Origin of the sequence: Prevotella corporis DSM 18810 = JCM 8529, from assembly GCF_000430525.1 — a bacterium.
GTDB lineage: Bacteria > Bacteroidota > Bacteroidia > Bacteroidales > Bacteroidaceae > Prevotella > Prevotella corporis.
On sequence record NZ_AUME01000002.1, the window covers coordinates 77,978 to 91,350 of the forward strand.

The window sequence follows — 13,373 nt, forward strand, 5'->3', positions numbered from 1 at the left end:
TACAGACAAACATAATCGGGAGGATGCTTTCCATACGGAGAGCATCCTCTTTTCGTTTGTCACAGTTGCCCGAATCCCACTCTTCGGGCAACGATTGACAGAATTGAAAAGTGAGTCGCACACCTATAAAATAGGAGCAGTAAGACATAGATACAGAAGACTCAATTTAAAAGGTCAGCTTTCGTTGTGTGATAGCTTACCATTCATTGCACAATAGGTAAGCTATTGAAATGCCAAACCTCACACATCGCAACAACAATGAAAAACGCATCAACAAAGATGTACGGCAGACTTGCCAATCATTGCCGACAAATCAGCCCTAACCGGTCGTTCCACCGCAATTTCACCATTCGATATTGGGCACATCGCTCCCAAGCGTTTTTTATCCCGTTGTTGGCCTTTCGCCTTCCTTTCCGCATCGGCATAGTCCGCCACACCTTTGCTTGAGCGCTTTGATTCACAATCTGTTATCAGATTTAATGCTCACTATTAGAAGATGATAATTTTGTTTCCGGAATGATTCAATTCGCTTGTCTGCCGCTTCCCTGCCAACTTTTCTCACCGCAGCTCACGACGTTTTCCACAGAAGGGCAAACGAACAGCTCGGCAAACGAATAAAATCAGGGGCATCTTGAACTAACGATTTGCGGATAAAAGAAAAAAAAGAGCCCATATCCAAAGGCTGATTTACGATTGAAGAAAGCTTCAAGCATAAAGGTAAATTGGCCTTTGGATACAGACTCCGTGAGTCGTGTGCAGTCAATCGGGAGACTTAGATTTTCTCTCCGTAGCAGAGATCGCCGGCATCGCCAAAGCCGGGAACGATGTACTGGTGCTCATTCAGTCCTTCGTCGATGGCCGCACACCAAATGGTGGTGGTGCTATCGGGGAAGGTTTTCCTGATGTGCTCTATTCCTTCGGGCGCCGCACACACACAGGCTACATGGACATGACGAGGCGTTCCCTTGGTGAGAATGGCCTTGTAGCCCAGTTCCATCGAACCGCCTGTTGCGAGCATGGGGTCGGCAATGATAAGCGTCTTTCCATCAATATTCGGTGTGGCAAGGTACTCCACGTGGATTCCAACTTCGTGATGCTCCTCATCCTTGTATTCACGGTAAGCGCTGACAAAGGCATTGCCGGCATGGTCGAAGATGTTGAGAAAACCATTGTGGAACGGCAATCCAGCACGGAAGATAGTGGCGAGGACAATCTTGTCAACAGGCACGTTGACTTTCGACTTGCCTAATGGAGTCTCGATTTCCTTTGTTACGTACTGGAGTCTCTTTGAGATTTCGAAAGCCTCGAATTCACCGATACGCATCACATTGTTTCGGAACAACAGACGATTCTTCTGATAGCTCTTGTCTCGGATTTCCGCCATGTACTGGTTGATGATGGAGTTTTGCTCTGAGAAGTTAATGATTTCCATTTTTGATTTGCCTATATTAAAATTTAAGAGATAAATTCAAGAATTTCGCACTATTCTTTGTTATCTATAGCTTTAGTTGCTTCCATTTAGGAAAGGTTTAAACTGTGCAAAGTTACATTTTTTTTCAAGAACTACGAAATCTAAAAACAGTTTCCCAAAATAATTTCTAAATATTTTATCCTCTTTTTTTCAGTTTTTCTTTTCAGAGAATGATATTTCATCGTTAAATTCCGCAATCAACAAACTTCAATCACAGAACGCTATCTTGGGCGATGATGTTTTTAGTCTTATGATCAATACCGAGTGAATTATTATCAGGATGATGCGAATTCGAGATAAGATAGAATTATATTCTTAGTAATCAGTGCTTATTTAGTTTTATAATTTATTGATTTTTTGATAATAAATATACAAAAACAAGACATATAACTAAGTTTTTAGAGGGGGCTTTTATCCTAAAATGCATAGAAAATATAAAAAAGTAGATTAAAATTATATTTTTTTATTTTATTTTTTTACCTTTGAGGCATGAAACGTTTCAGTAATAATAGTTTTACATTAATTTAAATTTAAAATCAAAAAGCATGAAAAAGTATTATTTTTTTATTTTTATTGTAGCATTTATATGCTCTAGTTGTTCCAATGAATTGGAAGAAAAAAGTAATTTGGCAGAAAACGACTCTAAGGAGTTAATATTGCTTAAAGAAAATCTAAGTAATTTTAACAAAGATTATTCCCTCTTGAACTTCGATAATGGTTTGAGATATAATAGAGCTAAAAAATATTCTTGGTTTAAAAGGGTTCTTCTTACCGCAGTAGCAGATGTTGGTGCTTATTTAGCAGACGGCAAGGTGTCAGATGCTGTTACTGCCTCTACTTTAACTTGGAATATTTTAAAAGAAAGAAATGCAGAAATAGAGAAAGCAAATAAAGATGTAGAAGCTGACAAACAAGCGAGTGCTTGTGTATTTAAAGATAGCCCAAGCGTATATCTTGAGAAAAGAGAAACAATTGGGGATATACATAATTTTCTTTCTGTAAAATTGATACAAGAATTTGGAGATACTATTAGTGAAGTACCTTCAGAAAAATTAATAAAGTCTATTTATAAAGATATTAAAGATTTTAATTTAGCTGTTAATGAGGATATTGATATTCAAAACTCTATCAAGAATATAGATAAAATACTTAATGCATTCAATCCGGATTTAAGCGTTTCTGAAAATTTCAATAATTTAAAAAATATAACAACTGATCGTGTTACAAAAGAAATGTTTGATGTATGCAGTATTGTTGTAGAGGGATTAGAAAATATTCCTGATACAGACACTACTTACATAAAAAAGGTAAACGCAACTATAGAAGATTCAAATCTTAGTGACGAAATTAAAGAAAATCTATTGAAATCAGTATCAATTGCTAATTCAAGTGCTTTATTATGGAATACCGATGCACTTTTAAAAACAAGAAACAATGAATAGAAACAAAGTATTTTTAGTTTTGGCTTTTTTCTGCCTGTTTCCATTAACAAATTTCGCTCAAAAAGGTAAATCCGACATTATGCTTCAATTTGAAGGGTGCGCATTCGGAGATATGAAACCAGAAGAACGGGCAATAGTAGGTAATTATTACATCACCAACAGACTGTATGTAGGTACAAGACTGACAGATGCGACTTTGTTGATGAAGCAGGATGACAAGCGAGAGTATTTCAAGACAAGAAGCTATGGATTGAATGTGGGGTATAGAGTGATAAAAGACGACTTGTTCAACCTCATCACAGAGGCTGGTTACAGCCTTTCTTTGAAAAGTAGTGATTGGAGATACAACACTTGTCATTTGATGTGCTACATAGAAATAGAACACCACAAAATGTTCTTTCGCTTTGGTATAGGTGGGAAACATTATGACACGCGTGGTGCTGCACACAAGAACTATTTAAAGCCAATAGGCAGTCTTGGGTTTGGTATTAGAATTTAAACTTCATAGAAACTAAAAAGATGTGAGAAACAGAAACCTTATGTATTTAAGGAGACTGCAACTCGCATCTTTTTTCTTTATCTTATATACGCTCTCTATCAATATATTTACACTTTATATACATAGAAACATCCAAGTATCAAATTGTATGTTTATGGCTGCTAAGGGATTAAACGTTTCATAGAACTTGCACTAAAAAACGGTCATAATTGCAAGGTGAACTTTACAAAATGATAGTTACAGAGAGATAGAACTAAATAAAAATAGGATAAAAAAAGAAAAAGGAAGTGTTTTTTTGAGAGGAAGTTATCTTTTATATATTTTTTTTTATAACTTTGCCACAATAATTATAGTCTTATCCGCATATTGAATTCAAACGATTAGGATAGAAAGCGCCAAGATTGTGGCCAAAAGCAATGGTTTTGAAGGTATAAAGATTGAAGTAAGTAATATAAATATTTTTCAACTAAATACATTTTTAAAGTAATGGCAAAGTTTGATAAAAGCGTACTTGAAAAGTACGGTATCACAGGAACAACAGAAGTTGTTTACAATCCTTCTTATGAGGTTTTGTTCGAAGAAGAAACAAAAGAAGGTCTCGAAGGTTTTGAAAAAGGTCAGGTTTCAGAACTTGGTGCAGTAAACGTAATGACAGGTGTTTACACTGGTCGTTCACCTAAAGATAAATTCATCGTTGACGACGAGAACTCGCATGACACCGTTTGGTGGACATCCGACGAATACAAGAACGACAACAAGAAAGCATCAAAAGAGGCTTGGGCTGCCGTAAACAGCATCGCCAAGAAAGAATTGTCCAACAAGAGATTGTTCGTGGTTGACGGTTTCTGCGGTGCCAACAAGGATACCCGCATGAAGATTCGCTTCATCATGGAAGTAGCATGGCAGGCTCACTTCGTTTCCAACATGTTCATCAAGCCTATCAATCAGGAAGAGCTTGACCAAGAGCCCGACTTCATCGTTTACAATGCTTCAAAGGCTAAAGTTGAAAATTACAAGGAACTCGGCTTGAACTCTGAGACCGCAGTTGTGTTCAACGTTACAACCAAGGAGCAGGTTATCATCAACACATGGTACGGCGGTGAAATGAAGAAGGGTATGTTCTCAATGATGAACTACTACTTGCCATTGAAGGGCATCGCTTCTATGCACTGCTCTGCCAACACAGATCTCAACGGTAAGAATACAGCAATCTTCTTCGGTCTCTCTGGTACAGGTAAGACAACATTGTCAACCGATCCAAAGCGCCTTCTTATCGGCGACGATGAGCACGGATGGGACGACAACGGTGTGTTCAACTTCGAAGGTGGCTGCTATGCAAAGGTGATCAACCTCGACAAAGAGTCTGAGCCAGACATCTACGCCGCTATCAAGCGCAACGCTCTTCTTGAGAACGTAACTCTTGACGCACAGGGCAAAATTGATTTCGCAGACAAGAGCACAACAGAGAATACTCGTGTCTCTTACCCTATCACCCACATTAAGAACATCGTTCGCCCCATCTCAGCTGGTCCAGCTGCAAAACAGGTAATCTTCCTGTCTGCTGACGCATTCGGTGTACTTCCTCCAGTATCAATCTTGACTCCAGAGCAGACCAAGTACTACTTCCTCTCTGGCTTCACAGCAAAATTGGCTGGTACAGAACGTGGTATCACTGAACCAACTCCAACATTCTCTGCTTGCTTCGGTCAGGCTTTCTTGGAACTTCATCCAACAAAGTATGCTGAGGAATTGGTAAAGAAGATGGAAAAGAACGGCGCCAAGGCTTACTTAGTTAACACGGGTTGGAACGGATCAGGCAAGCGTATCTCCATCAAGGACACACGTGGCATTATCGACGCAATCCTTGATGGCAGCATCAACAAGGCTGACACAAAGCAAATTCCTTACTTCAACTTCGCTGTTCCTACAACTCTTCCAGGTGTTGACACCAACATCCTCGACCCACGCGACACATACGCTGACGCAGCACAGTGGGATGAGAAGGCTAAGGACCTCGCAGCACGCTTCCAGAAGAACTTTGTCAAATACACTGGCAATGAGGCTGGTAAGGCTCTCGTAGCAGCTGGTCCACAGCTCTAATAGCAAAAGATGACAATTTAAGATAAAAAAGCCCTGTTCTCCTGAAGAACAGGGCTTTTTAGTATAACAAATCAGTACTAAACAAACTTAAAAAACATGGTTATATACCATATTTTACATAATTAACGAGTAAAAAGCACTTTATCTAAAGAATTCTAATTAAATTTGCATCCAAATTGAATTATTAGCATTTCATGAGAAATAAGATATATTCCCTTTTTGCTATCCTTACAGCATCACTCTTGTTGACTTCATGTATGAAGGACGAAGAGACAGACAAGAATAACGTAACTTACGGCGACACAGCTATCACGGCTTTCTCACTGGGCACACTGAATCAAGTTTGCCATACCATCAACAAAGCCGGCGGGGACTCAATCTACACCACAACGTTCAAAGCTGAGGCGTATAAATTCTACATTGATCAGGCACAAGGACTGATTTACAACCCCGACTCTTTGCCATACGGCACCGATATCGCACATGTTCTGGCCAAGACCTCTGCGAAAAACGGAGGCATCGTCTCGATAAAATCGACAACCGACGAGAGCCTGAAGTATTTCTCTGAGAAAGATTCAACTGACTTTACCAACCCACGCACACTGATTGTCACCTCGCGAGATGGCAAAAGCTACCGCCAATACAAGGTTACGGTGAACGCTCACAAGCAACAAGGTGACGTTTTCTCATGGTCAACCATGCCAGCGAGCGCCGATTTGGAACAACTGGATGGGCATAAGGCTGTCGCTTTCGGTGGTAAGGTGTTCGTATTTGGAAACAAGGACAGTCTCACCCACGGCTATTATACCGCCGAAGGAGATGGACAGACATGGACTCAGCTGCCAACAACTTTTGCAGCAGATACATATAAGGGTGTCATCGCTCACGAAAACAATCTCTATCTTGTAGAAAACGGAGTGGTAAAACGCTCTGCCGACGGACTGACATGGACGTCTGTCAGCTCCACCTCACTCGCACGGTTGGTGGCAGAAACCAAAACAGAGTTATACGGTCTTTCAACAGCTGGCACTTTGTACGTATCGAAAGACAACGGCGTATCATGGGCAGCCGAAGAACTCGATGACGAGGCTTCAAAACTTCCCAATGCAAACTTCGGTTACATTGCAAAACCACTGACAACCAACAGCACCATCGAGTGCATCATGATGGTTGGAACATCGGGAACACAGCCAAATGCGGTTATTTGGACAAAACTCGTTGACCAACAGTCAGCCTCCAACTACAAATGGAGTTTCGTTGAGGCTAACAATGCTTACTCGCTGCCTAATTACACAGACCTAACGCTACTGAATTACGACGAAAAGGCATTGACAATGGGCATCGATAACGGTGCTTTCGCAAAGATACTCTCAAGCGAGGACGGCGGTATCACATGGAAAAGATTTACCAAATTTGCCTATCCTGCTGACGCAACAGTTTCCGGCTCATTTGCAGCGACTGTCGATAGCCAGCAATATATATGGCTGATCAGCGGAGGGAAAGTATGGCGCGGCCGACTTAACAGCGCCGGATGGATAAAGGGACAGACTGCATTTACAGAATAATCCAGCATACATGCAGAGTCCCCGACTTGTTGACTATTGATAAAATAAGACCTGACGGCCGACAAAAAGACAGTCAAAGAAACCAATAAAGGGAAGTAAGGCTTAGACAATAAATGAAAAATATTCTGTTCTACATATTACTTATGATTGCTGCTGTCCCCGCAAAGGCACAGGATGGAGAGGAATATAGAATGGAAATAGGTGCTGGAGCTGGATTGACGGGCTACCTTGGCGACTTCAATGGCTCACTAACCAAAGACTTACAACCAATGGGAAGCTTATTGGCGCGCTATAATTTCAACCCTTACATGGGGCTGAAGATGAATGTATCGTATGGCAAGATGAAAGGAAAATCAAGCGACGTAAAGACCTACTATCCCAAGTTCGCAGAAAATCCATACGAATTTAACAATACGCTGATTGACGTCGGGCTGACATACGAATACAATTTCTGGCCCTATGGCACAGGAAGAGAGTACAGGGGGGCAAAGCGTCTGACACCATTCGTTTTCGGTGGCTTTGGCGCAACCTACGTAAAGCTCGACAAAGGAGACAAGAAATCAGTCTTTTCGGCAAACTTGCCGATTGGAATTGGTGTCAAATATAAATTAGGTGAACGAACGAACATTGGCCTTGAGTGGGCCATGCATTTCTCTTTATCCGACGAACTCGACGGACAGAAAGACCCTTACGACATCAAGAGCAGTGGAATCTTCAAGAACACCGACTGCTATTCATCACTACAGGTCACATTCACCTATAGTTTCATGGCCAAATGCAGGACTTGTCACAACGACGACGAGTAATGAGGCAGGCCTTCCATTCATTTAAGTAACGAAAAAATCTTCGCATTCTATGGCAGAAGAACTGGATATGACACGAATACCGCAGCACATTGCCATCATCATGGACGGCAACGGACGCTGGGCAACTGAGCGAGGAAAGGAACGCTCATACGGCCATCAGGCTGGGGTTGACACCGTTCGGCGCATCACCTCCGAGTGTACGCGTTTGGGAGTGAAGTATCTTACACTTTACACCTTCTCGACCGAGAATTGGAACCGCCCCTCCGACGAGGTTGCAGCTTTGATGGGGTTAGTGCTTACATCGCTTGAGGACGAAATATTCATGAGGAACAATGTGCGTTTCCATGTTATCGGCGATATCGAACGTCTGCCTAAAGAAGTGCAGGACAAGCTTCAGGAAACCATGGACCACACCGCAAAGAACAATTCCATGACCATGGTAGTGGCACTGAGCTACTCATCGCGTTGGGAACTGACAAAGGCTGCACGCGACATTGCCAGGAAAGTGAGGAACAACGAGCTGAAAATCGAGGATATCACAGAACAGACCATCAGCGAGAACTTGTGTACCCACTTCATGCCAGACCCCGAACTGTTAATCAGAACTGGCGGAGAACTACGCATTTCCAACTATATGCTGTGGCAGTTGGCCTATTCCGAGTTGTATTTCTGCAACACCTATTGGCCAGACTTCGACGAAGCCGACCTGCACAAGGCCATCATTGACTACCAAAGTCGCCAACGCCGCTTCGGTAAGACAGAGAAACAAGTTGAAACAGAACAAGAAAAAATATAAGATACGCTATCAATGAATAGAATAAATAAGGTCCTGATTCTCATGACCATAGTCCTCGGACTGGGTTTGCAGGCAAATGCCCAGGAGAAAATCGTAAATCCCACTATCACCTACGCAGGAAACCCACAAGTCTATAAACTGGCAGGATTGTCTGTGTCGGGCGTTGAAGGATATGAAGACTATGTACTGACGGGCATTTCCGGACTGACGGTAGGCCAGGAGCTCGAAATTCCTGGCACGGCAATATCAGACGCCGTAAAACGCTATTGGAAACACGGTCTCTTCTCCGACGTCTCAATCGCCGTGGACTCACTCATTGGCAACAATGCCTATCTGCACATCTATCTTCAGACCCGCCCTCGCGTATCAAGCATCAACTATCTCGGCCTGAAGAAATCAGAGCGCGATGATATGGAACAGAAACTTGGTCTGCTCAAGGGAGGACAGATCACCCCGAACATGATTAACCGCGCACAGTTGCTTGCAAAGAAATATTTTGATGAAAAGGGCTACAAGGATGCCGTGGTCAACATTCGGCAGCGCGATGACGTAACAGCCAAGAATCAAGTAATCCTTGACATTGACGTTGACAAGAAGGAAAAGAAGAAAGTCCGCAAGATCATCATCGAAGGTAACGAACAGATTTCAGACAGCAAAATCAAGGGATCAATGTTCAAGAAAGGTGCGCTGGCAAAGACACACGAGGCTGGTAAATTGGGCAACCTTCTTAAATCAAAGAAATTCACCCCAGAACGTTGGGAGGAAGACAAGAAGAACCTCATCGCCAAATACAACGAATATGGCTTCCGCGACGCAACCATCGTTAAGGACAGTGTTTGGAATGCCGATGCCAAGCACGTCAACGTTTATGTGAAAGTGGACGAGGGAAAAAAATATTACATCCGCAACATCACATGGGTGGGCAACACTGTCTATTCGACTGATTATCTTTCCAAACTACTCGACATGCACAAGGGAGATGTCTATAATCAGAAGTACATGAGCAAACGACTCTCTGAGGACGATGATGCGGTGGGCAATGCCTATTGGAACAATGGCTACCTGTTCTACAATCTCCAACCAACTGAGGTGAATATTGTCGGCGATTCCATCGACCTTGAAATGCGTATCTACGAAGGACAACAGGCCCACATCAACCGAGTTAGAATCAATGGAAACGATCGTCTCTATGAAAATGTGGTACGCCGCGAACTCCGCACAAAGCCAGGCGATCTCTTCTCAAAGGAGTCACTGCAGCGTACGGCTCGTGAACTGGCGTCGATGGGACACTTCGATCCAGAGTCCGTATCTCCTGATACAAAGCCTAACTATGAGGATGGTACAGTAGATATCGACTGGAATCTGAAACAGAAGGGCAACGACCAGATTGAATTCTCACTGGGTTGGGGACAGACAGGTGTGACGGGACGCATCGGATTAAAGCTGAACAACTTCTCCATGGCCAACCTTTTCCGCAAGAACAAGGAGCGCAGGGGTATCCTCCCCATCGGCGATGGCGAGACATTATCGCTGAGCGCACAGACCAACGCCCGTTTCTACCAGTCATACAGTCTTCAATATGCCACCAACTGGTTAGGTGGGAAGCGCCCTATCCAGTTCACCGTAGGTTCGTACTTCTCAAAAATGACTGACCTTTCGAACAATTATTACAACAGTGGTTATATGAACAATTATTATAATTATATGTACGGTTACGGAAATTACAATTATAATAATTACGAAAATTACTCCGATCCCAACAAATACCTTCAGCTTTTGGGTGTCAACGTAGGTTGGGGAAAGCGTCTGTCATGGCCCGACGACTATTTCACGCTGTCATTGCAGCTTTCTTATCAGCGGTATATGCTTAAGAATTGGCGCTACTTCCTTATGACAAACGGAACAGCCAACAACTTGAACGTGAGCATCTCCATCAACCGCACATCAACCGACAACCAACTGTTCCCACGTCGCGGTTCAGAATTTACGGCCTCATTGACCATCACCCCGCCTTGGTCTAAGTGGGACAAGAAAGATTACAAGAACCTTGCCAAAGACGAAAATTCACCAACGTTCCAACAAGAGCAGCAAGAGAAATACAAATGGATTGAATACCACAAATGGAAGTTCAAGGCTCGCACGTTCACAGCGCTGACAAACGGCACGAAATGTTTCGTTTTGATGACCCGTGTTGAACTCGGTTTGCTCGGAAGCTACAACAAATACAAGAAAAGTCCGTTTGAGACCTACTATATGGGTGGTGACGGCATGAGCGGTTACTCCAGCAACTACGCTGAGGAAACCATCGGACTGCGTGGTTACGACAACGGCGCCTTGACGCCAAGGGGGCAAGAGGGCTATGCCTACGAGCGCCTCTCACTCGAACTCCGTTATCCGTTCCTATTGGGCAACACCACTATTTACGGTCTTGGGTTTGTAGAGGCTGGTAACGCATGGAACGAGACCAAGAAGTTCAATCCGTTCGACATAAAGCGTTCTGCGGGAGTGGGTTTGCGCATCTTCTTGCCTATGGTCGGCATGATGGGTATCGACTGGGCCTACGGTTTCGACAAAGTCATTGGTCCCAATGGATTGAAGAAGGGCGGAAGCCAGTTCCACTTCATCTTAGGACAAGAATTCTAATAAAATCAATAAAGGGAGACAAGCATACTAAACTTGCTTCTCTTCCCACCAACGAACTAAATAAATTCAAGGAGGGTTTATAATGAAAGATAAAAGAATATTGAAGGCTATCAGGATTATCCTGCCGCTCTGCTTCTTTGCTCTGTTACCCCTGAGCATGCAAGCCCAGAAGTTCGCACTCATCGACATGGAATACGTGCTCAGCAATGTTCCAGCCTATGAACGTGCCAATGAGCAGCTCAACCAAGTCAGCAAGAAATGGCAAGCCGAGATTGAGGCTCTCAACACCGAAGCAGGCACGATGTACAAGAATTACCAGAACGAATTGGTATTTCTCTCTCAGGAACAGAAAAAGAAGAAGCAGGAAGACATTATGGCAAAGGAGAAACAGGCTTCCGACCTCAAACGCAAATATTTCGGTCCAGAAGGAGAGCTCTTCAAAAAGCGCACCAGTCTCATCTCGCCGATTCAGGAAGAAATCTACAATGCCGTTAAGGACATCTCCGACCAACGGGGCTACAGTCTGGTAATCGACCGCTCAAGTGCGACAGCCGGCATCATCTACGGCTCGCCAAAGGTGGACATCAGCAACGAGGTGCTGCAGAAACTGGGCTACGGAAACCAATAGAACAAAGGACGGGCATCACGGAAAAATCCCCTAACGCATGGGGAAACACCAATCCGAAGAAATGCGCCCGCCAACAATAAAGGAATTATAAACTATTAAATAACAAAGAAAGAAAATGAAAAAGCTTATTTTAATGTTGATGCTCTGTGCTCCAATGACTATGTTCGCACAGAAGTTTGGTCACCTTGATTCACAGGCACTCTTGCAGTCACTTCCTGAAGCAACAAGCGTTCAGCAGAAACTTGAGGCAAAAGGCAAGGAATATGAGAAACAACTCGCCGACATGCAGACAGAACTCCAGCGCAAGGCTGAGGAATACGACAAGACCAAGAGCACGATGAACGCTACAAAAAAGGCTGAAACCGAGAAAACCCTGCAGGATATGTACACCAAGATTCAGCAGACAGCTCAGGACAACCAAAAGGCTTTCAACGAAGAGCAGCAGAAGCAGTTAGGCCCTGTACTCGAAAAAGTACGCAATGCCATTGCAGCTGTAGCCAAAGCAGGAAACTATACCTACATCATGGAGAAAGCCGCAGGCCAGCCTCTTTACATCAACGAAGCCATCAGCAAGGACATTACTGCTGAAGTGAAGGCTCAGTTGGCTAAGATGAAGTAAGTGAGCGGTGGAGATAAAGGGTGAGGTCACCGCAAGAATTGTCTTGTTGCGGTGACCTCCTTTTTTTCTTTCCAAACCTTCCAGTTGAGGTCTGAAACTATTTCAACTGATTGCTGGGCCGCTTCTCTCATGCCTTCGGACTCATTTTCTGTCACAATGGATCATTGTAGCCTTACCAATGCTGACAGGCAGTCAGTGGCAGAAACTGGCAATACGGGCAATCAGAAAATCAAACCATGCGACCGGATGACCAACCAGACGCTAATCCTCCAAAAGGAGACAAAACAAAACACAATGAAAAAAACATTCCTTTTCCTTGCTTTGGCCCTGATGCCTTTGCTGACATCGGCACAGAGCCTGAAGTTTGCCTACTTCAGCTACAACGAAGTGTTGCAATCAATGGCCGACTATGCCACGGTCGTTCAGAACATGAAAGACCTGCGTGCGAAATACGATGCAGAGACACAACGGTCGGAAAAAGATTTCCATGCCAAGTATGAGAATTTTCTTGAAGAACAACGCAACCTCGCACCGTCTATCCTGAAAAAGCGACAAGCCGAAATACAAGAGATGATGTACAAGAACATGGCATTCAAAAAGGAATCGCAAAAACTGCTTGAGCAAGCCGAGAAACAGGCCTTCGCACCCGTGCATCAAAGACTGAGAGACACCGTCAGCGAGATGGGGCGCGAGAGTGGCTATGCTTTCATTCTCAACACTGATGACAACGCTTTGCCTTACGTTGACGCCACGATGGGTGAGAACATCACCGAGGCTCTGAAAACCGTTCTGAAATAAACGCTG

Annotated in this window: 12 protein-coding genes; 11 read left to right on the forward strand and 1 reads right to left on the reverse strand. The window is 43.5% G+C overall.

The window, feature by feature from the left end; all coding sequences use genetic code 11:
* Nucleotides 1–258: 258 nt before the first annotated feature.
* Nucleotides 259–447 (forward strand): hypothetical protein, encoded by a 189-nt coding sequence (locus H515_RS14355; RefSeq protein ID WP_154653608.1) that lies wholly within the window; start codon nt 259–261, stop codon nt 445–447.
* Nucleotides 448–772: 325 nt separating this feature from the next.
* On the opposite strand, the gene upp is transcribed toward H515_RS14355, so the two are convergent.
* Entirely contained in the window at nt 773–1,432 is a 660-nt protein-coding gene (gene upp, locus H515_RS0101250; RefSeq protein WP_025874756.1) for a uracil phosphoribosyltransferase, read from the reverse strand.
* A 584-nt stretch (nt 1,433–2,016) separates the two neighbouring features.
* Between upp and H515_RS0101255 the strand changes: the two genes are divergently transcribed.
* The 10 genes from H515_RS0101255 (at nt 2,017) to H515_RS0101305 (ending at nt 13,367) form a co-directional block, all read left to right on the forward strand.
* Entirely contained in the window at nt 2,017–2,913 is an 897-nt protein-coding gene (locus H515_RS0101255; RefSeq protein WP_025874755.1) for a hypothetical protein, read from the forward strand.
* Between the two features lie 112 nt (nt 2,914–3,025).
* Nucleotides 3,026–3,412, forward strand: a complete 387-nt coding sequence (locus H515_RS0101260; protein WP_154653609.1) for a hypothetical protein — start codon at nt 3,026–3,028, stop codon at nt 3,410–3,412.
* Between the two features lie 486 nt (nt 3,413–3,898).
* Nucleotides 3,899–5,512 (forward strand): phosphoenolpyruvate carboxykinase (ATP), encoded by a 1,614-nt coding sequence (gene pckA / locus H515_RS0101265; protein WP_025874752.1) that lies wholly within the window; start codon nt 3,899–3,901, stop codon nt 5,510–5,512.
* Nucleotides 5,513–5,706: 194 nt separating this feature from the next.
* Entirely contained in the window at nt 5,707–7,077 is a 1,371-nt protein-coding gene (locus H515_RS0101270; RefSeq protein WP_028901467.1) for a DUF6242 domain-containing protein, read from the forward strand.
* Between the two features lie 113 nt (nt 7,078–7,190).
* Nucleotides 7,191–7,883: a type IX secretion system protein PorG gene (porG, locus tag H515_RS0101275; protein WP_028901468.1), complete on the forward strand. Its 693-nt coding sequence runs from the start codon at nt 7,191–7,193 to the stop codon at nt 7,881–7,883.
* 49 nt (nt 7,884–7,932) lie between these two features.
* Nucleotides 7,933–8,679, forward strand: a complete 747-nt coding sequence (locus H515_RS0101280) for an isoprenyl transferase (protein ID WP_025874750.1) — start codon at nt 7,933–7,935, stop codon at nt 8,677–8,679.
* A 12-nt stretch (nt 8,680–8,691) separates the two neighbouring features.
* Complete coding sequence (locus H515_RS0101285) at nt 8,692–11,322, forward strand: BamA/OMP85 family outer membrane protein (RefSeq protein ID WP_028901469.1); 2,631 nt, start codon at nt 8,692–8,694, stop codon at nt 11,320–11,322.
* Between the two features lie 82 nt (nt 11,323–11,404).
* Nucleotides 11,405–11,950 carry an OmpH/Skp family outer membrane protein gene (locus tag H515_RS0101290; RefSeq protein ID WP_025874748.1) on the forward strand — a complete coding sequence of 182 codons (546 nt, stop codon included), beginning with the start codon at nt 11,405–11,407 and terminating at the stop codon, nt 11,948–11,950.
* Between the two features lie 115 nt (nt 11,951–12,065).
* Complete coding sequence (locus H515_RS0101295) at nt 12,066–12,569, forward strand: OmpH/Skp family outer membrane protein (RefSeq protein WP_025874746.1); 504 nt, start codon at nt 12,066–12,068, stop codon at nt 12,567–12,569.
* Between the two features lie 294 nt (nt 12,570–12,863).
* On the forward strand, nt 12,864–13,367 hold the full coding sequence (locus H515_RS0101305; RefSeq protein WP_025874744.1) for an OmpH/Skp family outer membrane protein: 504 nt from the start codon (nt 12,864–12,866) through the stop codon (nt 13,365–13,367).
* Nucleotides 13,368–13,373 lie beyond the last annotated feature (6 nt).